This window comes from Arthrobacter sp. AZCC_0090 (assembly GCF_014207375.1).
In the GTDB taxonomy this organism is placed as follows: Bacteria; Actinomycetota; Actinomycetes; order Actinomycetales; family Micrococcaceae; genus Arthrobacter.
The window spans coordinates 272,510-297,726 of record NZ_JACHEE010000005.1 but is presented as its reverse complement, the minus strand read 5'-3'; the positions used below and the strand labels follow the sequence as shown (position 1 = coordinate 297,726).

24 protein-coding genes are annotated in these 25,217 nt (G+C 64.1%); 17 read left to right on the top strand and 7 right to left on the bottom strand.

Annotation, left to right across the window (positions count from 1 at the left end):
* The first annotated feature begins 171 nt into the window (after positions 1-171).
* The 7 genes from ssd (at position 172) to HNP00_RS10600 (ending at position 5,670) form a co-directional block, all read left to right on the top strand.
* Entirely contained in the window at positions 172-1,338 is a 1,167-nt protein-coding gene (ssd, locus tag HNP00_RS10630; RefSeq protein ID WP_184738767.1) for a septum site-determining protein Ssd, read from the top strand.
* Entirely contained in the window at positions 1,335-2,615 is a 1,281-nt protein-coding gene (locus tag HNP00_RS10625; protein ID WP_184738765.1) for a TadA family conjugal transfer-associated ATPase, read from the top strand. The genes ssd and HNP00_RS10625 overlap by 4 nt, the downstream gene beginning before the upstream one ends.
* Positions 2,612-3,403 carry a hypothetical protein gene (locus tag HNP00_RS10620; RefSeq protein ID WP_311770554.1) on the top strand — a complete coding sequence of 264 codons (792 nt, stop codon included), beginning with the start codon at positions 2,612-2,614 and terminating at the stop codon, positions 3,401-3,403. The genes HNP00_RS10625 and HNP00_RS10620 overlap by 4 nt, the downstream gene beginning before the upstream one ends.
* On the top strand, positions 3,403-4,050 hold the full coding sequence (locus tag HNP00_RS10615; RefSeq protein ID WP_260404893.1) for a type II secretion system F family protein: 648 nt from the start codon (positions 3,403-3,405) through the stop codon (positions 4,048-4,050). The genes HNP00_RS10620 and HNP00_RS10615 overlap by 1 nt, the downstream gene beginning before the upstream one ends.
* Positions 4,051-4,211: 161 nt before the next feature.
* The gene (locus HNP00_RS10610; protein ID WP_184738763.1) at positions 4,212-4,556 is read left to right on the top strand and encodes a DUF4244 domain-containing protein; all 345 of its coding nucleotides are present in this window, start codon (positions 4,212-4,214) and stop codon (positions 4,554-4,556) included.
* Positions 4,553-5,188: a TadE family type IV pilus minor pilin gene (locus HNP00_RS10605; RefSeq protein ID WP_184738761.1), complete on the top strand. Its 636-nt coding sequence runs from the start codon at positions 4,553-4,555 to the stop codon at positions 5,186-5,188. The genes HNP00_RS10610 and HNP00_RS10605 overlap by 4 nt, the downstream gene beginning before the upstream one ends.
* 104 nt (positions 5,189-5,292) lie before the next feature.
* Complete coding sequence (locus HNP00_RS10600) at positions 5,293-5,670, top strand: Rv3654c family TadE-like protein (RefSeq protein ID WP_311770553.1); 378 nt, start codon at positions 5,293-5,295, stop codon at positions 5,668-5,670.
* 64 nt (positions 5,671-5,734) lie between these two features.
* Here the strand turns inward: HNP00_RS10600 and HNP00_RS10595 are convergent, their stop codons facing one another.
* Positions 5,735-8,059, bottom strand: coding sequence for a DEAD/DEAH box helicase (locus tag HNP00_RS10595; RefSeq protein ID WP_221451408.1), 2,325 nt, complete (start codon positions 8,057-8,059; stop codon positions 5,735-5,737).
* 127 nt (positions 8,060-8,186) lie between these two features.
* Positions 8,187-8,882 carry a GNAT family N-acetyltransferase gene (locus HNP00_RS10590; RefSeq protein WP_184738757.1) on the bottom strand — a complete coding sequence of 232 codons (696 nt, stop codon included), beginning with the start codon at positions 8,880-8,882 and terminating at the stop codon, positions 8,187-8,189.
* Between the two features lie 123 nt (positions 8,883-9,005).
* Here HNP00_RS10590 and HNP00_RS10585 point away from each other — a divergent pair, with 123 nt between their 5' ends.
* Entirely contained in the window at positions 9,006-9,899 is an 894-nt protein-coding gene (locus HNP00_RS10585) for a rhodanese-related sulfurtransferase (protein WP_184738755.1), read from the top strand.
* Here HNP00_RS10585 and HNP00_RS10580 read toward each other — a convergent pair.
* Entirely contained in the window at positions 9,896-10,432 is a 537-nt protein-coding gene (locus tag HNP00_RS10580) for a hypothetical protein (protein WP_184738753.1), read from the bottom strand. The two genes, HNP00_RS10585 and HNP00_RS10580, sit on opposite strands and share 4 nt — an antisense overlap.
* A gap of 45 nt (positions 10,433-10,477) precedes the next feature.
* Positions 10,478-10,894, bottom strand: coding sequence for a hypothetical protein (locus HNP00_RS10575; protein ID WP_184738751.1), 417 nt, complete (start codon positions 10,892-10,894; stop codon positions 10,478-10,480).
* 116 nt (positions 10,895-11,010) lie between these two features.
* On the opposite strand from HNP00_RS10575, the gene HNP00_RS10570 reads away from it, so the two are divergent.
* The 7 genes from HNP00_RS10570 (at position 11,011) to proC (ending at position 20,111) form a co-directional block, all read left to right on the top strand.
* On the top strand, positions 11,011-12,717 hold the full coding sequence (locus HNP00_RS10570; protein WP_395893809.1) for a methyltransferase: 1,707 nt from the start codon (positions 11,011-11,013) through the stop codon (positions 12,715-12,717).
* Positions 12,718-12,726: 9 nt separating this feature from the next.
* Positions 12,727-13,368: a helix-turn-helix transcriptional regulator gene (locus HNP00_RS10565; RefSeq protein ID WP_184738749.1), complete on the top strand. Its 642-nt coding sequence runs from the start codon at positions 12,727-12,729 to the stop codon at positions 13,366-13,368.
* 141 nt (positions 13,369-13,509) lie between these two features.
* A complete protein-coding gene (gene topA / locus HNP00_RS10560; protein WP_184738747.1) occupies positions 13,510-16,236 on the top strand; it encodes a type I DNA topoisomerase in 2,727 nt (908 codons plus the stop codon).
* A 220-nt stretch (positions 16,237-16,456) separates the two neighbouring features.
* Positions 16,457-16,930 (top strand): SseB family protein, encoded by a 474-nt coding sequence (locus HNP00_RS10555; protein ID WP_184738745.1) that lies wholly within the window; start codon positions 16,457-16,459, stop codon positions 16,928-16,930.
* A 71-nt stretch (positions 16,931-17,001) separates the two neighbouring features.
* A complete protein-coding gene (locus tag HNP00_RS10550; RefSeq protein ID WP_260404892.1) occupies positions 17,002-18,066 on the top strand; it encodes a Ppx/GppA phosphatase family protein in 1,065 nt (354 codons plus the stop codon).
* 1 nt (position 18,067) lies between these two features.
* Positions 18,068-18,904, top strand: coding sequence for a sugar phosphate isomerase/epimerase (locus tag HNP00_RS10545; RefSeq protein ID WP_184738743.1), 837 nt, complete (start codon positions 18,068-18,070; stop codon positions 18,902-18,904).
* Positions 18,905-19,280: 376 nt separating this feature from the next.
* Complete coding sequence (gene proC, locus HNP00_RS10540) at positions 19,281-20,111, top strand: pyrroline-5-carboxylate reductase (RefSeq protein WP_184738741.1); 831 nt, start codon at positions 19,281-19,283, stop codon at positions 20,109-20,111.
* Positions 20,112-20,187: 76 nt separating this feature from the next.
* Here proC and HNP00_RS10535 read toward each other — a convergent pair whose 3' ends face one another.
* Both HNP00_RS10535 and HNP00_RS10530 read right to left on the bottom strand, forming a co-directional pair.
* Entirely contained in the window at positions 20,188-20,826 is a 639-nt protein-coding gene (locus HNP00_RS10535) for a TrkA family potassium uptake protein (protein WP_171983496.1), read from the bottom strand.
* A 40-nt stretch (positions 20,827-20,866) separates the two neighbouring features.
* Positions 20,867-22,300, bottom strand: coding sequence for a TrkH family potassium uptake protein (locus HNP00_RS10530; protein ID WP_184738739.1), 1,434 nt, complete (start codon positions 22,298-22,300; stop codon positions 20,867-20,869).
* 112 nt (positions 22,301-22,412) lie between these two features.
* Between HNP00_RS10530 and HNP00_RS10525 the strand changes: the two genes are divergently transcribed.
* Positions 22,413-23,624 carry an acetoin utilization protein AcuC gene (locus tag HNP00_RS10525; RefSeq protein ID WP_184738737.1) on the top strand — a complete coding sequence of 404 codons (1,212 nt, stop codon included), beginning with the start codon at positions 22,413-22,415 and terminating at the stop codon, positions 23,622-23,624.
* A gap of 11 nt (positions 23,625-23,635) precedes the next feature.
* On the opposite strand, the gene HNP00_RS10520 is transcribed toward HNP00_RS10525, so the two are convergent.
* Positions 23,636-24,145: a hypothetical protein gene (locus HNP00_RS10520; RefSeq protein WP_184738735.1), complete on the bottom strand. Its 510-nt coding sequence runs from the start codon at positions 24,143-24,145 to the stop codon at positions 23,636-23,638.
* Positions 24,146-24,414: 269 nt separating this feature from the next.
* Between HNP00_RS10520 and HNP00_RS10515 the strand changes: the two genes are divergently transcribed.
* Positions 24,415-25,029, top strand: a complete 615-nt coding sequence (locus tag HNP00_RS10515) for a metalloregulator ArsR/SmtB family transcription factor (RefSeq protein ID WP_184738733.1) — start codon at positions 24,415-24,417, stop codon at positions 25,027-25,029.
* Positions 25,030-25,217: the final 188 nt, after the last annotated feature.

The window sequence follows — 25,217 nt, the reverse complement described above, 5'->3', positions numbered from 1 at the left end:
ACAACTGCCGTCCGCAATGCTTTGGTGCGCAATGCTGCCGTCCGCAATGCTGCGTCGCATTGCTGCCGTCCGCATTGCGGACTCCTCCTCCACAGGGCCTTTTGCGGTTGCTTGTCCACATACGCAAAGAGAGTTCTTCAATGCTCCCGGGAAACCGGGGACAGTGGCTTCATGAGCGGGCAACATCTCCAACAGCGCGATGACGGTGGCGGCGCTGTCGGTGGCAAGGGCGGCGCCGACAGGGCCGGCAGCGGACCGGATCTCGGTCCGGTGCCGGGCGAGTCGTGGCTTCCTGTCGATTCCGGCGAAGTCCTGTTAGTGACGGGCAATAGCCGGCTGCAGGCTGAGACGGAAAGGATCGCAGCCGCTGTCGGTGCCAGTCTTCGGACAGCGGTCGATTCGTCTGAGGCCTTGTCGGTATGGGACTCCGCGGGGACGGTGCTTCTCGGTAGCGATATCCGCGAACTACCGCCCCGCCGTCGTGCACCTTCCGTTTTGCTAGGACTCAACGGTGAAGGGGACTCTTTGTGGCAGTTAGGAGCGGCATTGGGGGCCGAACGCGTCGCCGTATTGCCGGAGGCCGCGGCATGGCTGGCGGAGCACCTCAGCCGTTCCCACGCCCCTGAACCCGGTGGCATGGTGCTCGGAGTGACAGGCGGATGCGGTGGTGCGGGCGCCTCGACGGTCGCAGTCTGGCTGGCCCAGGAAGCGGCCGGCCACGGGGTGCGGACCCTGTTGGTTGACGGTGACCCCCGGGGAGGCGGCCTGGAGCTTTGCCTTGCTGCTGAAGGCGCGCCTGGGCTGCGCTGGCCCGATTTTGCCGGCGCCAGTGGCAGCATCGGTCCCGCGCAGCTAAGCGACTCACTGCCCGTAGCGGGCGGATTCTCTTTTCTGTCCTGGCCGGGCGGCCGCGACCATCCCCTGGATGTCGGGGCTGGTGCAGTGGCAGCTGTTCTGGATGCGGCCAGACGGGGTTTTGAGTTGGTCATTGTCGATATTGGCCGCGGAACGGAATCGCTGAGCAGCTTCGGATGGGACTGCGACAGGATCCTCCTGGTAGCACCGGCGCAGCTTCGAGCGGCCGTCGCCGCGGCCCGGCTTCTCCAAGAGCTACCCGCCGTGGACACAGCACTTGTGGTCCGCGGGAACACCAGTTCCGCAGTGGATGGACCGCTCATTGCCGAATCGCTTGGCCTACCCCTCCACGGTGTTCTGCCCGAGCTTCGCGGAACCACTGGGGCCGCTGAGCTTGGACGCCTCCTGGAATTCGGTAAACGCAAAGCTGTGCGTCGCTTTGCGGGATCCGTCCTTCAACTACTCGACCACGCAGCAGCATGAGTACGCCCGGATTCCCAACCGGCGGCCGCCGACGTCGGGCCCAGCGCTTGGACGCCGCGCTCCTTGAAACCGTCAGGGAAACCGTCATGTCCGACGCCGGACCTGTCACTCCGTCACGGGTGGCCGCCGCCGTCCACGCCACGGGCCGGCTGCTCGGAACCGCTGGCGCGCTCGCGGCCGTCGAATCAATCAGCGCCGAACTGAGTGGGCTGGGACCTCTCCAACAACTTGCACGGGATGCTTCGGTGACGGACATCTTCGTGAACGGCCCGGACTCCGTCTGGTTCGACCGCGGCAAAGGGCTGGAAAGAGCCCAGCTCCACTTCGACGGCGAACCTCAAATCCGTGCCCTGGCCTCCCGACTTGTGGCAGCGGGCGGACGCCGCTTGGACGACGGCTCACCGTGCGTCGATGTCCGGCTTGACGGCGGCTACCGGGTGCACGCGGTGCTCCCGCCGATTTCCACCGCGGGAACGTTGTTGTCAGTGCGGATCCGGCGTGAGGAAGTGTTCTCCATGGACGAGCTCCGCGCCGGCGGAATGTTTGGACCACCTGTACAGCATGTGCTGCAGGCGATGGTTGACCGCAGGCTGAGCTTCCTGATCAGCGGTGCCACCGGTTCCGGAAAGACCACCTTGCTGTCCACGATGCTCGGGCTGAGCAATCCCCATGAGCGCCTTGTACTGATTGAAGACGCCTCGGAGCTGAACCCGGTACACCCGCACGTCGTGTCCCTTGAGTCCAGACACGGAAATCTTGAAGGTGGCGGCGCGCTGGACCTCGGCGAACTTGTCCGGCAGGCGCTGCGGATGCGGCCGGACCGGCTCGTCGTGGGCGAATGCCGCGGAGCCGAGGTCCGTGAACTGCTGACCGCACTTAATACCGGCCATACAGGTGGGGGCGGCACGATCCATGCAAACACTGCCGCCGCTGTTCCTGCCAGGCTAGTGGCCTTGGGCGCGCTTGCAGGGCTGAGCAGGGAAGCCGTCCGCCTGCAACTTTCAACAGCTTTGGACGCAGTGGTACATGTCGAGCGGACTCTCTCCGGAAGGAGGGTTTCGTGCATCGGACTATTGGCGGATGACGCGACAGGCCAAGCCGTAGTGCCCGCTGTAGAGCTGCACGCAGGCGACGCTGTTGCCGGTCCTGCGTGGAGGGAGCTTGCACGCCGCCTTGAGCTTGACCCGGGGATCTTGCGCGAGCCACAGGCTACGTCCGAATTGCTCGAGCCGCAGGGATGGATTGCCGGTTCGGATCATCTTGGAGCTGTCGCGTGACCGGACTTCTGCTGTTCGTCCTGGCAGCCGCTGTGTGGGTGACATTCCAACCGTCCCGGCGACGCGGCAAGCGAGTGGTGCGCGCTCTCGCGCCCGCTCTGTCAGCCCCGGCTATCCCAGGCAAGCTGCGGAGACGCGCCCGCGTGGACGCGTTGCCGCTCACGGTGCTCGTGCAGCAACTGGCTGCACTCCTCCGAGGCGGCCGGTCGCCGTCGAGGCTTTGGGAGGAACTGTGCATGGTACACGCGGACAAGGACCAGGGCGATGGTTCGAGCGACGCCGGGGTACCCAAGGCGCACAGGAAAGCTTCGGGATTCCCCCGGCTGTCTTCCGGGTCTCTTCGCGTTCTTGCGGCTGCGCGGGCGGCCTCGATGATTGGGGCATCCGTCGCCGAAGCCATCAGAATGTCGGCAGCGAAGGATCTTGCTGGTGGAAATCCCGCAGAACGGCGAATCTGGGGAGAACTTGCTGCCTGCTTGGACGTCGCCGAGGCAAGTGGTTGTCCGTTGGCGGACGTGCTTGCCAGGTTTGCCTCCCAGCTTGAGGCAGAGGACGACGCCGGTGATGCCCGGCAGACTGCGCTGGCCGGTCCGAAAGCCACCGTGCGTCTTCTGACATGGTTGCCCGTGTTCGGGCTGGGACTGGGCATGGTGCTGGGGGTAGACCCTTGGGGGATCTTGTTGGCCAACGGGGTCGGTTTGGCGGCGCTTGCGGCTGGGATCGTCTTGACGGTGGCGGGCAGGATCTGGTCATCGCGATTGGTGTACGCGGCGGCGGGCACCGACTGATGGACTCCGCTTTCCCTGCCATCGCAGTGTCTGTGGTGTTGGTTTCCGCAGTAGTCCTGGGGCTGGCAAATCCGGGAAGAACCCGGCGGCGTACGGCTCTGCGGATGCTTCGCGGCTCACCCAATGGCATTGACCCGCTGAAGGACCTTAATGCGTGCCGGGCCCCTGACGTGCCCGGGAAATCCCAGAAGGGGAAATCCCAGGGACAGGAAGGACTGCGTAGCGTGCCCATGATTCTTGAGTTGGTGGCCGCCATGCTCGATTCTGGGGCGGGACTTGGACGGTCCCTTGAATTGATCGCTGGCTGCGCGGGCCCGCAGCTCAGCCGCTCGCTGGGATCTGTGGTTGCCGCCCTGGACATCGGAACGGACTGGGAGACCGCGTGGCGGAGTTCGGGCCAGCAATGCGCTGAAGCACGCAAGCTCAAGGATGCCCTCGCCTTCGCGGCCCTGACGGGCGCGCCATCCTCTGCCCTCCTTTATGCCCAGGCAGCCCGCCTGCGGCGCGAGCAGTTCAGGGCTGCGGAAAAGCGCGCTGCGGCCCTTGGGGTGAAACTCGTGGTCCCACTGGGCTTGTGTTCCTTGCCTGCTTTTATCTGTCTCGGAGTCGTCCCGGTGCTGTTGGCCATGCTTCCCTCAGCGGGATAGTCGGCAGCGGCGCGTGAGGCGGTCGATCGAGTTTTCCTCCACATGGGGCGTCAGAAGCCAGTTTTCCACTTAGAAGAGTTGGGTCCTTTTGAAGACCAGACCCCAACGGGAGAGTCGAAGTACGGCCGGCAGCCAAGCCGGTTCCAGCGAAAGGAATTGAAATGAATGCAACCGCGGATACCCTGGTCCAACCGGCCCCTTCCGGGCCGGATGCCGAGGTTCTTGAACTGTTCCCCGCCTCACAGCGAAACCAGCCCGGCCGGCCGCCTACCCGCCCACATTCTTCTGGTGAAACGGGCCGTGCGCGGTCCGACGACGGGTCTGCTGCAGCCAGACCGTCGAAGAAGCGGCTCATGGGGTCCGAGCTTGGGATGGCCACAGCCGAGTACGCCATCGCCACGCTTGCCGCGGTGGGCTTCGCCGGACTTTTGGTGGTCATTCTTCGAAGCGAGGAAGTGCGCGGTTTCCTCCTCAACCTCATTCGTAGTGCACTCGCCCTGCCATGACGGAAAGGGATCTCTCCAAGAGTCGTGCTGAGAGCTCGATACGCCCGTGGGCACGGGCTGCGAGCCGTGCGACGCGCAGGCTCGCGCGGCGGCATCCTTCTACCGGAGGGCGTTCGGAGGAGAAACTTCCTGGCTCGGGGAAGGGCCGTCGTAGCCAGGCTCTCTCCGGGAGGGACCAAGGTGCAGTCACTGCGGAGTTCGCCGTGGCACTGCCGGCTGTCTTGCTTCTTTTGGCGCTGCTTCTCGCCGGTTCCGCGGCCGGAATTACCCAGCTGCGTTTGGAGGAAGCAGCTAGGGCAGGTGCTCGGGCCTTGGCCCGCGGTGATGGAAATTCGGCCGTGGAAGGGATTGTCCGGAGATTGGCAGGGGATGCCGCCTCGGCCGTTGTTTCGGAAGACGGCGATTGGATCAAGGTCACGGTCTCCGCCCCGGTGACGGGTCCGCTGGGGTCCCTCATCCCATGGAAGCTTTCCGCTGCGGCTTCGGCCAGGGGCGAGACGCCACGGGCATCAGTGGCCACCTTGCCCTTTCCTGATGTTGGGGACGGGGTTGTTGACTTCAACGGTGCCGTGCCAGTCGCGGCCGTGGCGAGACTGGGACTCCCGGAACCTGCGCAAGAGGTAGCGGCGTGAGGGCAGGTATCGCCCGCGCCAATGCCAGTCGCTGCTTGGCTGAGCGCGGCGTGAGGGCTGGGGTTGCCAACACAAATGTGATCCGTAGCGATGGGGAGCGTGGCGTGAGGGTTGGTATCGCCCGCGCAAATGTGATCCGTAGCGATGGGGAGCGTGGCTCGGGGACCGTGATGGCTGTTGCCTTGGGTCTAGTCGTCATGATCTGCATGGCAGCAGCACTTATGCTGGCCCAGGCGGCAGCGATGGCCCAACGTGCCGCCACCGCTGCCGACCTTGCGGCGCTCGCGGGAGCGGATGCGGCCCGTGTCCTGACAGCAGGAGATCCTTGCGTCGTCGCCAGTGAAACCGCGGCGAGGCATGGAGCGTCGTTGTCGGACTGCGCGGTCAGCGGAGGTGAGATCGTGGACGTCCGCACGCAGTTGGCTCGCGGCACGGTTTTCGGGACCGCAACCGCGCGTTCAAGGGCGGGTCCACCGCCCTAAACGGCTGCCCGGCCAGCTGCCCCTGGACCGGGTCTAGCAGGCACTGCGAGCCGGGTGGCGGTCGCTAGACTGCATCCCGCAGGAGCACGTCGATCAAGGTGACTGCGGCGTCCTTGTCTAGGGGGTTGTTCTTGTTGCCACATTTGGGGGACTGGACACAGGAAGGGCAGCCGTTCTCACACTCGCATGCTTTGATGGCGTCCCTTGTGGCGGTCAACCACACTTTGGCTTTCTCAAAGCCACGCTCGGCAAATCCAGCACCGCCTGGATGGCCGTCGTAGACAAAGATCGTGGGAACCCCGGTATCGGCGTGAAGCGCTGTTGAGACACCACCGATGTCCCAACGGTCACTTGAAGCCACCAAGGGAAGAAGGCCGATGGCGGCATGCTCAGCTGCGTGAAGCGCACCCGGGAACTGTGCCTCGATAAGGCCCGCGCTTGTCAGAGAGCGGTTGTGGACCACAAACCAGACTGCCTTGGTGAAGAGATCCCTGGCCCCGAGTTCCAGCGGCTCCTCTCCTAAGACCTCATTGGAAATCAGTGCCTTACGTTGGAAGGAAACCACCTGTGTTGTTACTTTCACTTCCCCGAAGTGGACCGCGATGTCACCCCATTCCATGGTCCGGAGAGTCTGGAGGACCTCGATCTGCGTTACGTCCCGGGCTGTTGTGTAGTAGTCCGGGTTGGTTCTCCGAACCATCACGCAATGGTCTTCTTCGTTTAGTTCTTCAACCAGGTAGCTGTCTCCCTGGTGCACATAGATGGCGCCGGTGTGGGCCTGGTAGTGCGTCTGGGGCGAATCCATGGTGCCCAACAGGGAGCCAGTCTCGGAGTCCACGATGCTCACGGGGCCGCCGCCGTCTGCGCGAAGGTTGACCATGGCCGCGGCGCTCTCGGGGTGGGTCCAGAACCAACCTGCGGGCCGTTTCCTCAGGTACCCCTGCTCCACCAGCTGATTCAGCAGCGGCTCGGACGTTGGTCCAAACAGGCCAAGTTCCGCCACCCCGATGGGGAGCTCGGCAGCCGCTGCGCACAAGTGGGGGCCCAGTACGTAGGGGTTCCCGGGGTCGAAGACGGTGGCCTCGACCGACACATCAAAGATGGCCTCCGGATGGTTGACGAGGTAGGTGTCGAGGGGATCGTCGCTGGCCACGAATGCAGCGATGGCGTCTTGGCCCGCGCGGCCCGCTCGTCCGATCTGTTGGAACAGGGAGGCCCTGGTCCCCGGCCAGCCGGCTACTAACACCGCGTCCAGTCCGGAAATGTCGATTCCCAACTCCAACGCGGACGTGCTGGAAACTCCTAGCAGTTCGCCCGAGCGCAGGGCCTTCTCCAAGGCGCGTCTCTCCTCGGGGAGATAGCCCGAGCGGTACGCAGCAACCCGCTGGGGCAGGCTGGGGTCTACCTCGTCGAGGAGGCGCTTGGTGATGGACGAAATTGTCTCTGCGCCACGCCTGGATTTGATGAAGGCGATGGTCCGGACACGGGAGGACACCAGGTTGGCCAGCATGTCCGCGGTCTCGGCTAAGGCGGTCCTGCGGGCTTTTGCCCCGTTTTCGCCCTTCAACTCGGTCAGGGCAGGCTCCCAAAAAGCCACCGTGGTTGAGCCATGCGGTGAACAGTCCTCGGAAACTTCTCGGACGGGAGTGCCGATGAGCCGGGCAAAGGACGTACCAGGGTCCGAAGCCGTAGCGGACGCCGCAATGAACACCGGTTCAGGAAAGGAGGTGCCGGCACCGTAGTATGCGCAGATCCGCCGGAGCCTTCGCATGAGGTTGGCGACGTGAGACCCGAACACTCCACGGTAGCTATGAGCCTCATCCACGATGACGTACCGCAGCCGGCGGAAGAAGCGGGCCCACCACGTGTGGTTGGGCAGGATCCCGAAGTGCAGCATGTCCGGGTTGGCCAGGATGAAGTTGGCGTGGTCGCGGATCCAGCGGCGCTGCGATTGGTCGGTATCGCCGTCATACGTTTCGGCCCGGACCGTCGGGAGCTTGAGTGAGCGGATCGCTGCCAGTTGGTCGGCGGCAAGGGCTTTGGTGGGGGCGAGGTACAAGGTGACTGCGCCGTCGTCATGGATCTTGCCCGGTTCGGACAGCACACGCAACTCGGAACGATGGATCGCGTCGAGGGCAGGCAACTGATAGGCAAGGGACTTCCCGGAGGCAGTGCCCGTGGCAATGACCACGTGTTGGCCGGAATGGGCGAGCTCGGCTGCTTCGATCTGGTGGCGGTACGGTTCGTGGATGCCCAAGGTTCCGTAGGCGGCAACGATATCGGGATGGGCCCAGCCCGGCCATGCCTCATGGATTGCCTGGCGTGCAGGAATGGTTCGGACATGTCGCAACTGCTCCGGGTCCGGGCTCCCGCCCAGCAGGGAGATCATCGATTCAGTTGCATTCACTTAAACATTCTGTCATCGCGCCTGAAACCGACCATTGTTGACGCCGCTGCGGATGCCGAGGACGCCGCTGCGGATGCCGAGGACGCCGCTGCAGACGCCGAGGAGGCTGCTACGCGACAGACAGGTCGGTCTCGTCGACCCGCTTGGTAGACATCATGAGTACTTGGCTGATGTCCTTCCACCCTAGGTGCGAATACAGATGCTGTCCGTCCAGGGAAGCCAGGAGGAGACCGCTTTCAACGTCGTGCTCAAATGCCTGTGCAGCGAGGGCTTTCATGATGAAGCTGCCCAGTCCCCGGCGTTGGAAGTTGGGTTCTGTGACGATTTTGTCGAACACGGCCGTGTGCTCGACCACGAATACCTGGCCGCTTGCCGCCACCTTTTCGCCGGCGTGGACCACCGCATAATGGACGCCCTTGCTTTCGGAGGTCGCGAGTTTGAGATCGTCATCTGAGAGCCATGGGTCTTCGGCGTCTTGGGTTTCCATGTCCACGATCATCATGGTCTGGGAATCGGAAGTGATGTTCAGCCCGTGCGCCCTCGCCAGTTGGTCATAGCGGGCCACGTCGTTCGTGAGGATCGTCAGGATGCGGGTGTCCGCTTGGCGGGTCTTGGCGGCAAGTTCCGCGAACTCGGCATCCGATGGGTCGTGCGCGAAGTACTCCCAGTCGCCGGTCTTGTCCGCACGCAGTGCAGCCGGGAACCGGCCTTCCTTGCGCGTCTCGTAACCACGGGAACCAGACCAACCGGCCACCCAGACTTCCAGCAGATCAGCGATGTCTTCAACCAAGGCGTCGTGACTCATGTAGAGAGACTATGTCAGCAGTCTGGGAATCAACAGGGGCCGCCAGTAACAGCTCAGTTAACACTTTGGGTGGGCGGACGGAACCTCGAAACAGGAATTTGGCACCACAAAGTACCCTTAAATGTGGCTTTGAACCGAATTGTGCTCTTTTACGGCTTTACTCCGATCGCGGACCCGGACGCGGTGCGGCTCTGGCAGCGTGCCCTGTGCGAGAAGCTCGGCCTCACAGGCCGCATCCTTATTTCGCGGGACGGCATCAACGCCACGGTTGGCGGGGAGCTGAATAACGTCAAGCAGTATGTGAAGACCACCAAGGAATACAAGGGCTTCCACGGCATCGACTTCAAATGGTCCGAAGGCGGGGCCGCAGACTTTCCCCGGCTCAGCGTCAAGGTCCGCGATGAGATCGTGTCCTTCGGTGCTCCAGGGGAACTGAAGGTGGACGGGAACGGCGTGGTCGGAGGCGGCACCCACCTCCAGCCGGAAGAGCTCCACGCATTGCTGGAGGAGAAGAAGGCCGCCGGGCAGGAAGTGAAGTTCTTCGATGGTCGCAACGCCTTCGAAGCCCAGATCGGCAAGTTCAAGGACGCAATCGTTCCCGACGTCGCCACCACCCACGATTTCATCAAGGAACTCGACTCCGGGAAATATGACGAACTCAAGGACCAGCCCGTGGTCACCTACTGCACCGGCGGAATCCGCTGCGAAGTCCTTTCCAGCCTCATGGTGAACCGCGGATTCAAAGAGGTCTACCAACTCGACGGCGGGATTGTCCGCTACGGCGAAACCTACAAGGACCAAGGCCTATGGGAGGGCTCCCTCTACGTCTTCGACAAGCGCATGCACATGGAATTCAGCGAGGAAGCCAAGACCATCGGCCAGTGCGTCCGCTGCCAAGTGCCCACCAACAAGTTCGAGAATTGCTCCAACCTGAGCTGCCGCAACCTCACCGTGTATTGCGCCGAGTGTGCCTCGAGTCCGGAAACGTTGCGCTGCCCGGAAGGCTGCGTGGCTTAGATCCGGCTCACCCGGTACGCGAAGTTCGCCGAGGCGTTTGCCGTCACCGTAATGCCGAGGACGGCATCCTTCTCCAGTTGCAGGACGTTGACCCGCGTGGTCCCGCACTGCAGCATCAGTTCGATGAGGACCTCGCTCCCGTTTCGCACCGTGAATTCGGTGCTGTGCGACCCTCGGCACGCGAGCGTCACGGCGTAAGAACCGCCGGGAAGTTGCGTTGTTTCTTCGGCGCGGGATTCTCCACGTGACAACAGTCCGTAGCTGCTATAGAAGGACTGCCCGTTCACGTCCGGAAGGACGTCCCTAGCCCAGGCCTTCAGCGCATCGCCCGTGACAGTTTGGCTCAATGCCGGATCGCGGGGCAGTACGGGATCCGTGATAACTGCCGACGGCGGACTGCTCACCGGCGCACGGCCGTCGTCGTAGGTGTATTCGCACGACGCCAGCGTGCCGCACGCGAGCACACCACAAAGCACGACGGCGGGAATCGCCACCCGCGTCGCCGGCACCTTCAGGGCGTGTACCCACCCCATAGTCCGACTCTACGCCGGGCCGCCACAGTAGGAACGATGCAGCAGTTACGAAGCCGGCACCAGCAGGTACGCGTAGATCACCGGCGCGTCCACGCTGCTTGCGCTGATGCTCAAGGGGCCGGTCGAGGTTACCTTGATGCGGGAGGTCTCGCGGCTACCATTGCACGCCGCCCCGGCTTCGGTGATCTGCGTGCCGCCCGACGAAACGTCGAAGAATGCCTTGCCGCCGCCGTCGCAGGCAACAGTCAAGACGTAGCTTCCCGCAGCGATGCTGGGGAAAGTCTTGACCAAGGGGTCGCGGCTAGGGATTTTCCCGGAGTCCTCCAAGACGATCCCGGTCGCCGATGGCATGGTGGTTGCCTTCCACGAGGGGATGTCGGCGTTGGAAACGGATCCCCCTGGTGAGCACGCCGTCACCGCCAGGGTGCCAGCGCCAATGACGAGGAGTGCGGCGCGTCGCAAAGTGGAGGAGTGAAATGCCGTGATTCAACGCTACCGTCTCAGACGCCCACGCCGGGACGCGGGCGCCCACCCAGAAACGGCGGGTACCCACCCGCCAGCCCCAATAGACTTGCACGGTGACTGATCCCGCAACGCCCACCATCTTTGGGACCACCCCGAACACCCTCGATGCTCCCCGCAGCGATCTCCCGGAGATGCTCACGGCGCTCGCCGCAGACCTGCGAATGGTGGGCTACACCGTTGATGGAGTGGCGGAACTTCTCGGGGAGTCCGCACACGCGGCGCTCGCCCGGGATCAGCTCATCCCTGCCCTGATCGTCACCGAACCGACTGCCCGCACCACAGACTCGGCGACGGACCGCGCAAAAGCCGCGCTCGCCGTCGTCGTCCGCTTGTGGCTTCTCGCTGTCCCCCAAACTAAAGACGACATCGACGCCGCGTTGCCGCGCATCCGCACTTCGGGCCTGGTTGAGCTTGGCTTGGTGGAGAAGAACGACGCCGGTGCCGTCGCTGCCAAAGTGGACTTGCGACCGTACGGTTGGGAAGGTGACTCCGGAGCAGGCAACAGCGGAAGCGGTGGCGCGGAGCTATGGGTTTCCAGCGATTTGGCCGCCCATCAGCAACCCGGCGTGCTCCGGCATGATCACGTGCTGGGCATCGGGCAGGCTTCCACCACGCTCGTCCAGACCACCATCCGGCGGCACTCGAAACGCGCCCTGGACCTCGGGACGGGCTGCGGAATCCAGACCTTCCACCTCCTGCACCACAGCGAGCACGTCACCGCAACGGACATCTCCGAACGGGCGCTCGCGTTCACCCGTTTCAACTTGATGCTCAACGCCGAGGCCTTGCACCTTGACCCGGCCAATCTTGAGGCGCGCGTGATCTTGCGGCTGGGATCCCTCCTGGAACCCGTGGCGGGCGAGGCCTTCGACCTCGTGGTGTCCAACCCGCCTTTTGTCATCACCCCGCGAAGCGCCGGCGAGCGCGCTTCGGATCAGTTCACCTACCGCGACGGCGGGCTGCCCGGCGATGACATCGTCGCGAACCTTGTCCGCACGCTGCCCGACGTCCTCACGCCCGGGGGCACGGCGCAGATGCTCGGCAACTGGGAGATCCCTGCGGGCAGCGGATGGAACGAGCGGCCCGCCTCATGGCTGGCCGGTTCCGGCGCGGAAGCGTGGTTCATCCAGCGCGAACAAGTGAGCCCTGAGCTTTACGCGGAGACGTGGCTGCAGGACGCTTCCGAGGGCCGCGACCGCGAACTCTACAGGGATGCCTACGCCGCCTATCTGGAGGATTTCGCCTCCCGGAACGTCGAGACCATCGGCTTCGGAATGATCTGGCTGCGCAGGCCCAAGCGACCCGTAGGTGCCGGAACCGCCGCACCGGCCCGCTTCGAGGAAATCACGTACCCCATCGAGCAGCCGATCGGTCCGCACCTCGCTGCCGCCGTCGAACGCGCGGACTGGCTGGATGCCCACCAGCTCCTCGACGCCCACCTGGTGGTGGCTGAGGACGTGACCGAGGAACGCCACCAGCGGCCCGGCGCCGAACACCCGGGCGTCATCCTGTTGCGCCAGGGCGCGGGGCTGCGCCGGACGAATCTGCTAAGTACCGAGCTGGCCGGCTTCGTCTCAGCGTGCGACGGCGATTTGTCCGTCCGCCAGCTGATCGGCGCCCTGGCCGCCCTGCTGGGTGAAGGGGACGACTTCGACGACGATGCTTTCCGCTCCGGATTGCTCTCCGACGTCGGGAACCTGGTGCGCGACGGTTTCTTGCTGCCCGTGACATCGGACAATCATGTCGACGATGCCGGATAAACTGTTCCGGTGAATGAAGACAACGGGGTATCCAACGGGCTGGCATCCTCGAAACGCCGGAAACGGCCCGAGAAAACGGTGGAGATCACCGACCCCAAAGCCATCCGGGCGCTCGCCCATGCGGCCCGGCTTGAGGTCATCTCGGAGCTGTATTCCACGCAGCTGAGCCGCACGGCAACGGAGCTCGCAGTACAGACCGGACTCACGCCCAGCGCCATGAGCTACCACCTGCGGGCCCTCCAGAAATGGGGGATCGTGACTCCTGCGGACAACGAAGGCGATGCACGTGAACGCCGTTGGAAGGCAGCCGGCTCGGACTTCACCATCAAATCCGGCGGCAACGCACCGAGCCCGGAGATCGCCGTTGTCGAACTCGAACTGGATGCTTTCCGGCGTCGGGCGACTGCCTTCACCCGCGCCCGTGGCGAGCGGCGCCAACGCGGCGAGTCCGCGAACGAGGCAGCCGCGATGGTGCTGTCCAGCGATCTGTTGTACTTGACTCCGGCGCAGCGCGCGGATCTCAAGGGGAAATTCCAGGACCTCATCAGGTCATATGAACTCGAAGATCCCACGCAGATTCCCGAAGACGCGGTGCGGATCGCTACGATGTGGTCGATGATTCCGGACGATCGGACGCCGTCCGTCAGCTAGTCCCCACCCTGGCGGCGTGGGCCCCAACGCACTGTTCCTCCACAGCACTTGTGCACATAGAAACGCACGATTCTGCAAAATATGGTGAACTAGGCCAATATGGGCAGGAGCCCAAGCAATTCTTTTTTCTGTAGGAGAACCGTGCCCAGCAAGGCAAAAACCGGCAAGAAACTCGTGATCGTGGAGTCTCCGGCCAAGAGCAAGACCATCGCCAAGTACCTGGGCGAAGGCTTCATTGTCGAGGCCTCGATCGGCCACATCCGCGACCTCCCGCAGCCTTCGGACCTCCCTGCAGAACTGAAGAAGACCTCGGTGGGCAAGTTCGCCGTCGACATCGAAAACGACTTCAAGCCGTACTACGTCGTGTCTCCGGACAAGAAGAAAAAAGTCGCCGAACTCAAGGCCCAGTTGAAAGACGCTGACGCGCTCTATCTCGCAACCGATGGGGACCGCGAGGGCGAGGCCATCGCGTGGCACCTCCTGGAGGTCCTGAAACCCAAGGTTCCCGTCTACCGCATGACCTTCGGGGAAATCACTAAGGAAGCCATCCACCGCGCCATGGACAACCTGCGCGACGTGGACAGTGCTTTGGTGGACGCCCAGGAAACGCGCCGCATCCTGGACCGCCTGTACGGCTACGAAATCTCCCCGGTGCTGTGGCGAAAGGTTGCCCGAGGCCTGTCGGCCGGCCGTGTGCAGTCCGTTGTGACCCGCATGGTGGTTGACCGTGAACGCGAACGCATGGCCTTCAAATCCGCGTCCTACTGGGACCTGACCGGCCAGTTCGGTACGGGCTCTGCGTCTTTCAAGGCGAAGCTTGCTGCCGTGGACGGCGCCAAGGTGGCCAGCGGCCGCGACTTCAACGACGACGGCGTCCTCACCTCCGCGAACGCCGTGCACCTCAACGAGGAACTCGCGACGTCGTTGGCGGCCGGACTGGAGAACGCGGACTTCCGCGTCCGCTCGGTCGACACCAAGCCGTACACGCGCCGTCCCGCCGCGCCGTTCACGACGTCGACCCTCCAGCAGGAGGCCGGCCGTAAGCTGCGTTTCTCCTCCAAGAGCACCATGCAGATCGCCCAGCGACTGTATGAAAACGGCTACATCACTTATATGCGTACTGACTCCTCAGCGTTGAGCGACGAAGCCCTCACGGCTGCCCGCCGCCAGGCCGCAGAGCTGTACGGTCCCGAGTATGTGCCGCAGTCTCCCCGCGTCTACGCCAACAAGGCCGCCAACGCGCAGGAAGCCCACGAAGCCATTCGCCCCGCGGGTGACTCCTTCCGCACCCCGGCCCAGGTGGCCAGCCACTTGACCGGCGACGCCTTCCGCCTCTACGAACTCATCTGGAAGCGCACCATCGCCTCCCAGATGGGCGACGCCAAGGGTTCCACCGCCACCATCCGCCTCGGCGCGGTGGCTGCCGATGGGCGTGACGCCGAATTCTCGGCCTCCGGTACGGTCATCACCTTCCCGGGCTTCCTCGCGGCCTACGAGGAGGGCAAGGACGAGAGCCGCGGCGACGACGACTCCGATGAGGCCCGCCGCTTGCCCAACGTGGCCAAGGATGACTCCCTCACGGCTTCGGAAATCGTCGCCGTGGGCCACGAGACGTCCCCGCCGCCGCGGTACACCGAAGCGTCGCTGACAGCGGAGCTGGAAAAGCGCGGCATCGGCCGTCCGTCCACCTACGCCTCCACCATCTCCACCATCCAGGACCGGGGTTACGTCCGGAAGCAGGGTTCCGCACTGGTTCCCAGCTGGATCGCTTTCTCCGTCATCCGCCTGCTGGAGCAGCACTTCACCGACTACGTAGACTACGAATTCACGGCAGACATGGAAGGCGACCTGGACAAGATCGCCAACGGCCAGGCTGTTGGTGCCGCTTGGCTCAAGCACTTCTACTATGGTGAAGACGCCGATCCCGGCTTGCTGAGCATCGTTAACAACCTCGGCGAAATCGATGCCCGCGAAATCAACTCGGTGCCGATTGCCGAAGGGATCACCCTCCGCGTCGGTAAGTTCGGCCCGTACCTCGAGAGCTCGATCCCCACCGTCGATCCCAAGACGGGCGAGGTTGTGGAGTCGGCGCGCGCAAACGTCCCCGAAGACCTTGCTCCGGACGAGCTCACTGCGGCCAAGGCCGTGGAGCTGATGGAAACGGCTGCCCCCGAGGAACGCGTCCTAGGCGTGGATCCGCACACTGGCCACACGGTGGTTGCCAAGAACGGCCGATACGGTGCCTACGTCACTGAGATCATCCCGGAGATGACCGAGGAGCAACTGGCAAACCAGCCGGTGGAGTACTACAAGAACGGCAAACCCAAGCCGCCGAAGAAGCCTGTCAAAGCCAAGCCGCGCACGGGCTCACTCTTCAAGTCCATGTCCGTTGACACGATCACGCTCGACGAAGCCTTGCAGCTCATGAGCCTGCCCCGTGTCCTCGGCGAGGACGCCGAAGGCAACCCCATCACGGTGCAGAACGGCCGTTTCGGTCCTTACTTGAAGAAGGGCACGGATTCGAGGTCCATCGGTTCCGAGGAAGAGATCTTCACTATCACGCTGGAGCAGGCACTGGAGATCTACTCCCAGCCGAAGCAGCGTGGTGCACGTGCAGCCGTACCGCCGCTGGCCGAGTTCGGTCCGGACCCTGTTTCGGAGAAAAACATTGTGGTGAAGGAAGGCCGTTTCGGTCCGTACATCACCGACGGCGTCACCAACATCACCGTTCCGCGTGCCACGTCCCTGGAGGAGCTGACCCGCGAGCAGGCCATCGAGCTGCTTGCCGAGAAGCGCGCCAAGGGCCCGGTCAAGCGGACCACGACGGCCCGCAGAGCGCCGGCGAAGAAGGCCGCGGCGAAGAAGTAGTTCCTGCACCGTAGGGCGAGCGGTTGGCGACACCCAAACGCGTTTACGATACGTGTATTACCTGACACACAGGGAATTCGGGTGTCCTCAGAGAATTTGCGTATCCACCGGAATTCCCTGTGTGTCCTCAACCGGCCCGAAACTCATGATCTCGACGGGGAGAGGGCGGCGAGCACGCCGGGAATTGCGTCCTGGACGGCACTCATGATCGAGTGGAACCATGACAGACCAGCCAGCTGCCCCGGAATCCCTGCCCCTGAACGACCTTGAGTCCAAGCTCGCGAAGGCCGGGCAAGCCGACGCGAACCCTGTGGACGTCATCCTGTCCTTCCTGAACAACGAGGTCTACATCCTCAGCGCAGACTCCTTGGATCGGCCAGACGCGGCGGTGGAACCACTTGTCCTCTCCAACTCCGAGGGGCAGCCCGTCCTGGCCGTGTTCAGCCACCCGAGCCGGGTGGAATCGCAGTTCCTGGAGGCAGCCCCCAACGTCCTGGGTACCCACGGCGCTGCGATCCTGGACAGCATCGGCGACGAGCTCGGCCTCGTGATCAACCCCGGCAGCGAGCACGGCTTCGAGATGGGCCCGGAAGGCATCGCCAACGTCCGCCGCGACTTCACCCGTGCCGACGAAGGCGCGGACGCGGCCGACGAAGCCGCTGACGTCGCCACAAACGCTGCGCCCCAGGAATAATTGGCGAGCCACCAGCATGAATCGGCAGTCGTACTTGCTTCAGTCGCTTCGAATCGGGGAATAATGGCAGAATGCGTCTTGGCGTCCTAGACATCGGTTCCAACACCGTCCATTTGCTTTTGGTGGATGCGCACCCGGGCGCACGCCCGGTCGCGTTCGCCTCCCATAAGCGTCCCCTTTCGCTGGTCCAGTTCCTGGACGCTGACGGTAATATCAACGACGCCGGACAACACGAGTTGATCGAATTCGTCCTTGAAGCGTGGGAATTCGCAGCCCGCCACAAGGCCGAGGACCTATTGGCTTTTTGTACCTCGGCCATCCGTGAAGCCACCAACGGCGTCGAGGTCCTGGCCCGGGTGAAGCACGAGACCACCGTGACGCTACAGGAACTGACGGGTAGCGAAGAGGCGTCCATGACCTTTTTCGCGGTTCGACGTTGGTATGGCTGGGGCGCCGGTCCCATCCTGGATTTGGACATCGGTGGTGGCTCCTTCGAAATGGCGTTCGGACAGGACGAACTGCCCGAGCTCGCGGTGTCAGTACCACTTGGCGCCAGCCGTTTGACGAGGGACTGGCTCCACAATGACCCGCCCACGGCCAAGAGTGTCAAGGAGCTGCGCAAGTACATCCGCCACACCCTCAAACCCGTGGTGCGTGAGTTCAAGCAATTGGGCCGCGCCAACCTGGTCGCCGGAACTTCCAAGACCTTCCGTTCCCTTGCGCGCATCGCAGGTGCGGCCCCCAGCGGCGCCGGTCCGTACGTCAAGCGCGAACTCCATGCCACGGACCTGGGACTCTGGGCGCAGCGGATCTCGGCCATGACGGTCGAGGACCGGCTGTATCTCCCCGGAGTCTCGGACGCGCGCGCCAGGCAGATCCTCGCCGGGGCCCTCGTGGCCGAGGCAGCTTTGGAAATGTTCGAGTTCGCCAGCATGGAGATCTGCCCGTGGGCGTTGCGCGAAGGACTGATCCTGCGCCGACTCGACCAACTGATCTTCGACGGTCCACTGGCACCGGCCCCGCACGTCGGACTCGGAGGGGCGGTCCCGGTGCCCCGCGTGGGCGCCAACACCGGAACGGCCGCGCCCGCGGCGGTGTCCATCCCTATCCCGACCGCTGGGAGGCAAGCCAACTGACATGAGCACCGACGTCGAGCATTCCGAAGAAGACACACCGAGGATCCCGGTGGCGCTTTCCAGCGCTTCTGTCTACCCGCTCAGCGTCCATGACGCTTTTGCGGTGGCCCAGGACTTGGGGTACGACGGCGTCGAGGTGATGGTGACCAACAACGCCACCAGCCAGAATCCCGATGCCCTGATCCAGCTCAGCCACCGCTACGAGCAGCAGATCGTCTCCATCCACGCGCCCACCTTGTTGCTCACCCAGCAGGTCTGGGGTCCGGCGTGGAACAAGATCGAGATGTCCTGCCAGATGGCGCGGGAAGTCGGTTGCAACACCGTGGTGGTTCACCCGCCGTTCCGCTGGCAATCGAACTATGCGGAGAACTTCGCTGCCGGTGTGCGCGAGATCGCGGCGATGTACCAGGTGCACATCGCGGTAGAGAACATGTACCCGTGGCGCGTGCGTGGCCGGGAAGCCCTTGCCTACCTTCCGCACTGGGACCCGATGGGCCAGGATTACGACGACGTCACCTGGGACTTCTCTCACGCCGCCACCGCGGGGGCCAACAGCCTTGAGGCGGTGCGGGCGCTCGGGAGCAAGCTGCGCCACGTGCACCTCACGGACGGCTCGGGTTCCGGCAAAGATGAACACTTGATCCCGGGTTACGGGACCCAACAGTGCGCCGAGGTGCTGCAGTATCTGGCATCCAATGGATTCGAGGGCACCGTGGTTGCCGAGATCTCCACCCGCAAGGCAAAAGCTGCCGGGGAGCGCGAAGAGTGGCTCGCTGAAACACTCCGCTTCGCGCGCCAACATTTGGGAGCGCCGCTCGTGGGAGCCTTCGAGATCTAGGTCTTGAGGGTTCAGGCGCACGACGGCGCGGGCGGCTAGGTCGCGTTGCCCCGCCGTCGCGCTTGGGTGCTTGACTCGACCCCGCCCGCCCGCCCGCCCGCCCGCCCGCCCGCCCGCCCGCCCGCCCGCTTAAACGAGAAAGCACCGGCGGTCGAAACGGGAAAATGGGGGGAAACCCGTTCGACCACCGGCGCTTGTGGCGGACATCCCCATGCCCGCCTCATCACTCGCACCCTCAATGAGGTAACTACTAAGTTACGGAGCAATATTGGGTGCAGCCTGCAATAACCTTGTGAACTAGCTGGGAACCCTGGCAGCCCCGGTTGCTGCCCGGCGCTGGTTCTGCTGGGCGCGGATGAACTGGCATCATGGAGCCATGAGCAACCGAATCGCATTCCTTGGCTGTGGGTCCATGAACGAGGCCATTCTGGGTGGCCTGCTGGCCGCCGGAACGGATCCGTCGGATGTCGTCGCGACTGTGCGTCGCGCAGAACGTGCCGCCGAACTGGCTGAGCGCCACCATGTCATGACTATCGCCGGAGCGGAGGAACCAGACAACAACAAGCTCGCAACCAAAGGCGCTTCGGTTGTCATCTTGGGGGTCAAGCCCGTGGGTATCGCTGAGCTCGCCCGCGAGATCTCGCCCGCGCTGGCCAAGAACACCATCGTGATCAGTGTTGCCGCTGCCGTGTCCATCGCCCAGCTGGAAGCAGCCCTGCCGGCGGGCCAGCCGGTCATCCGCACCATGCCCAATACGCCTGCCAGGCTCGGCCGCGGGGTGGTTTCCGTTTCGCCCGGAACCAACTGCACTCCAGGGCAGCTCCAGCAGGCCAAGGACATCCTCTCCGCCGCCGGAACCGTGGTGGAAATCCCCGAGGAACAGGTGGATGCGCTGTCTGCCATCAGCGGCTCCGGCCCCGCCTACGCGTTCTACCTGGCCGAAGCAATGGCTGCGGCCGGCGTCGAACTAGGCTTGGATCCCGAGCTTTCCCTCATGATCTCCCGGGAGACCGTGGCAGGTGCCGGCTTCATGCTTGCCGAGCCGGGCGCGGACCCCACCGCCCTACGCATCGCCGTGACCAGCCCGAACGGCACCACTGAGCGCGCCATCGCCGCATTCAACGACGGTGGAATTCCCGCGATCATCGCCGATGGAGCCCGCGCGGCCGCAGCCCGTGCCGCGGAAATAACGCAGCAACTCGCCTAACCTTCCCCCGAGTTTGTGTACAGATCAGGTCCCTTAAACTCGCGCTTAAGGGACCTGATCTGTACACAAACTCAAGTTACGGACGCGCCGCGAAGCGCTCCAGCAGGTCCACATGCCCGGACACAATCAGCATGTCGCGGCCGGAAACCTTCGTATCCGGCCGGGCGTAGGTAAAGTCCTCGCCCGGTGATTTCACGCCGACAATGGTCACGCCGTATTTGGAACGGACCTTGGACTCATCGAGTGTGAAGCCGACGGTTTCCTTCGGCGGGTACATTTTCACGATCGCGAAATCGTCGTCGAACTCGATGAAGTCCAGCATGCGCCCGGAAACGAGGTGGGCAGCGCGGACGCCTGCGTCGGCTTCGGGGTAGATGACATGGTTGGCGCCAATGCGGGTGAGGATCTTGCCGTGCGAGGCCGTGATGGCTTTCACCCAGAGGTGTTCGATGCCTAGATCGACGAGGTTCACCGTGATGAGCACCGAGGACTCGATCGACGTTCCCACGCCGACAACCGCGGAGCTGAATTCCTGCGCACCGAGCTGGCGGAGGGCGTCGATGTTCGTGGCATCCGCTTCCACCACATGGGTCAGCACGGAAGCCCAATTCTGTACGAGAGTGCGGTCCCGCTCGATGGCCAGGACTTCGCGTCCCTGCTTGACGAGCTGCTCGGCGGTGGCTGCACCGAACCGGCCCAGGCCGATCACCAGCACGGGCGCGTTGTGCGCCGGTCGGTTGGGGGCGCCTGTTGAATTAGCCAATGATCGGCCTTTCTTCCGGGTAATGGAATAGCTGCCTGCGCTGGCGGAGGGCCAGGGCAGAGGCAAGGGTAATGGTGCCGATGCGGCCGGCGAACATGAGGGCGGCGAGAATGTAGGCCCCCGACGGCGGCAGTTCGGCGCTGAGGTTCGTGCTGAGGCCCACCGTCGCGAAGGCTGAAATGGTCTCAAAGAGCACCCGGTCCAGGCTGGCGCCGCTGATGGACAACAACAAGAATGCGGCGACGCACACCAACGTGGCACCGGCGACGATCACCGAGATGGCCACCCGCATGGTGCCTTCCGGGATCGTGCGGCCGTAGACCTTGACGTCGGAGTCGCCCCGCGCCTCAGCGACGATGGCAAGGAACATGACCGCGATGGTGGTCACCTTGATGCCACCCGCCGTCGACGCCGAACCGCCGCCGGCGAACATGAGCGCGTCCGACAGCAACCTGGTGGTGGAATCCATATGACCCTGGTCAACCAGGTTGAAGCCTCCGGAGCGTGTCATGACCGAGGCGAAAATGGAATGCGTGATCTTGTCGCCAACGCTCATGTTGGCGATGGTGCGGGTGTTGTCCCACTCCATCAAGGCCCAGAGGACTGCGCCGGCAACGAGGAGGATCAGGGACACCTGGATGGTCAGCTTGGTGTGGAGGCTCCATTTCCTCCAATTCAGGCCATGCCGCCGGAGCACCAGCATTACCGGGAAGCCGAGGCTGCCGAGGAACACGCCAAGCATGAGTGGTACAAGGATCCACAGGTCCATCTCATACGGCACTATGCCGTCGGAGTGGGGCGTGAATCCGGCATTGTTGAACGAGGAAATGGAGTAGAACACTCCGTGCCAGACCGCCTGCCAGAAGTCCTCTCCGAGGGTCAGGAACCGGGGAATCATCGCGACGGCCAGTACGGCCTCGATGGTCACGGAAGTCGAGATGACGATCCGCAACAACGTACCCACTTCGCCCAATCGTCCGGCGTTGTTCATGGCCTCCTGGGCGATGAGCTTGCCCCTTACACCCAGCCGCTTGCTGACCATGAGCGCCAGGAGGGAGGCGAGTGTCAGGGTTCCCAAGCCACCCACGAAGATGCCCACAAGGATGACCAGCTGGCCGAAGAAGGTCCAGTGGGTCGCCGTCGACACAACAGTCAAACCGGTCACGCAGACGCTGGAGACCGCGGTGAACAACGCCTGGTGGAGGGGAGTGACCGCCCCGTCGGCCGATGCCGCTGGCAGCGAAAGCAGGCCGGTGAACAAGAGAATCGCGAAGACATAGGCCGTCAGCGCCAATCGCGCCGGTGAGGTGTTGGCGATGTTGTCGATGAAGTCGCGGACACCCGTGAAAATCCACAGGCCTCCCCGCTCCGGCTGGACGGTTTGCCAGCTGGCCGGGTCTCGGTACCTCGACTGGCTCTGGGTCATGGTGGTGCTGTTCGCTTCTGGTCGATTGATTCTGCTTTCTTGAGTAGTAAACCACTAATCGTCCGCAGTAACGGGGCGGTTGCGCTCCCGCCGCTCGGGTAGCCTGTCATTGATGACTTCCTGGGCAGGCCTCCGTCCGTCCGCGCTGCCAACGACGGTGGCGTGGGATCCCGCCATGACCGCCTACAATTTCGGTCCTTCGCACCCGATGGCCCCCGAACGGCTGGAACTGACGGCCAGGCTCGCCGCGGCGCTTGGACTCTTCGATTTGGAGCACGTGTCCGTCCATGCGCCCGAGGTGGCGTCCGACGTCGAACTCCTGGCGGTCCACAGCGCCGAATATGTCGCCGCCGTGCGGCGTGCCAGCGAAGACCCGACGACGCCGGACCCGGAACGCGGGCTCGGCACCGAAGATGATCCCGCCTTTGCGGGGATGCACGAAGCCAGCGCCCGGCTCGCCGGCGGGTCCTTGCTCGCGGCTGAGGCGATCCTATCCGAAACGGCGGTCCGGGCCGTCAACTTCGGCGGCGGCATGCATCACGCGTCCCGTGAGCGGGCCAGCGGCTTCTGCATCTATAACGACGCCGCACTCGCCGTGCAGAGGCTGCTCGACGGCGGCATCCGGAGGGTTGCGTACATCGACGTCGACGCCCACCACGGCGACGGCACCCAGAGCATCTTCTGGAACGACCCCAGGGTCCTCACGATCTCGCTGCATGAAAGCGGCCTCTCGTTGTTCCCCGGAACGGGATTCGCCAACGAGATCGGCGGCCCGGATGCACTCGGCGCAGCCGTCAACGTGGCCTTGCCCGCGTGGACCGGCGACGCCGGATGGCTGCGTGCCTTCCATGCCGTGGTGCCGCAACTCGTGCAGGCCTTCGAGCCGGAAGTCATCGTGAGCCAGCATGGCTGCGACTCCCACAAACTCGATCCCCTGACCCACCTCAACCTCAGCGTGGACGGCCAACGCGAGGCGGCCACCGCCGTCGCGGGCCTCGCCGCCAGGTTCTGCGAAAACCGTTGGATCGCCACCGGGGGAGGGGGTTACGACATCACGGGAGTGGTGCCGCGGGCATGGAGCCACTTGATAGGCATCGTGGCACAGCATCCCGTCCAGTTGACGGCTCCGGTTCCGGAACTTTTCCGGAGCTATGTCAAGGAGAAGTACGGGGAGTCGGTGCCGGAATTCATGGGCGACGGCGTCGACACTTGGTGGCGTTCCTGGGAGGTGGGGTATGACCCCGCCGACGCGGTGGACCGCACCATCATTGCCACGCGCAAGGAGATCTTCCCGCTCTACGGACTGGACCCCTGGTTCGACTAATGGTCGTTCGGCTAGTGGCTTGGCTTCTCTGTCTGGAAGACGACGCCAGCCGCCCCCACCAACCAGCCGAGCAGGGACAGCGCGAAGGCGCCGATGAGATCCGTGGACGCCGTACCCTTGAACAGCCAAAGGATCAGAACCAGCAGTCCGATCACCATGTACACCATGATCGCGGCGATAATCCGCCCGGACAGCCTGGCCGCCACCTCGCTCGGGTAGGAGGTTTCCCCGGCCGTCGGGGCCGTGGCGGCAGCCTGGGCCGCGGCGGCAGGTTCAACGACGCGGTCCCGTCGGACCTCGGAAATGGTGAATCCCAGGGCTGAAGCAGTCAAGGAGCTCAAAGAAGTGGCGAGGACGCCTGCGGCGGTGACCAAGGCGCCGTTGAGGCTTGGGGCGGTGGCGTCGCCCTCCGGAATCCAGATCAACACCCGGATGAGCACAGCCAGCCAAACCGCCACGAAGAGAAGTAGGAACACGGCGGCGATGACGTTGAACAGCTGCCGGCGGAAATATTCAGTCATGGCATCGCATCCCAACCCGCTCAATCGGCCCTGACCTTGATTCCCGCCTCGGGCGGGCGCCGCGGCAAGAAGGGCGCCGTGCATCCGTTGTAGCACCGGCCCCGGGCCCGGTCAACGATCCCTCCTTTAGCGAACTTACCGTCGGCGCAAGGCCGAACTCACCGCCGGCGCAAGGCCGAACTCACCGCCGGCGCAAGGCCGGAGCGACGCTGCGGTCACAGGCGAAATAGTTGATGCCTTTTGGCGTATATGTCGCTAGGGTGGGAGGCATGGTGACTGACGACGTATTTGCCGTCATTGCTGAGGCAACCCGGCGTGACATTCTGGTTTCCCTCCGCTCTGGGGACAAAGCTGTGGGGGAACTGGTGGAGGAGCTCGCAGCGAGCCAGCCCACCATTTCAAAACATTTGAAGGTACTCCGCGAGGCGGATCTCGTCAGCATGCGCGCACAGGGGCAGAAACGCTACTACGCGTTGAACCCCAAGCCGCTCGCCGGGGTTGCCAGCTGGCTCGAGACGTTCGACGTCGGGCCCGCCCGGCCTGCAGCCGAAACCGCCACCGCTGCCCGCAGCCCCCGCCAGCGCGCGGGCCAGCAGGGTGACGTCGGGGAGGGCCTTGCCGGCCAGCGCGCAGCCAGCCAGCGCGGCGGGAGGAACGAGCTCTCGCAGCCCGACGGCGAGCCCCTTGGCGCGTCATCGGCGAGCACCGACGTCGCGCGCTCGCCGGAAGCCGTGCCGGATTCCGGCGCCGTTGCTGCCGGACTGGACGACACCATGCCGCAGCAGATCGGCCGCACGGTTGGCCGCGCGGCAACGAAGGCAGCGGACCTCTTGGCGAATCTGCCGAACCTGCCCAACTTGCCGAAGTTCGGCCGGAAGAAGTAGCCGGATATTTGGAGTGATCCCGATCACACGTCGGGGTGGCTGCTGCTTGCTGATTTCCTTGAAACTCGGCGCTTTTCGCGGACCCCTGCCTTGAGGCCTGCCCGGTCGCAATCGGTTCGAATGGAGACTGCCGCGCGCCTGGTGCGAGCATGGGCGGGATTGAACGCAACCCGCCTGTCGGCGCAGAA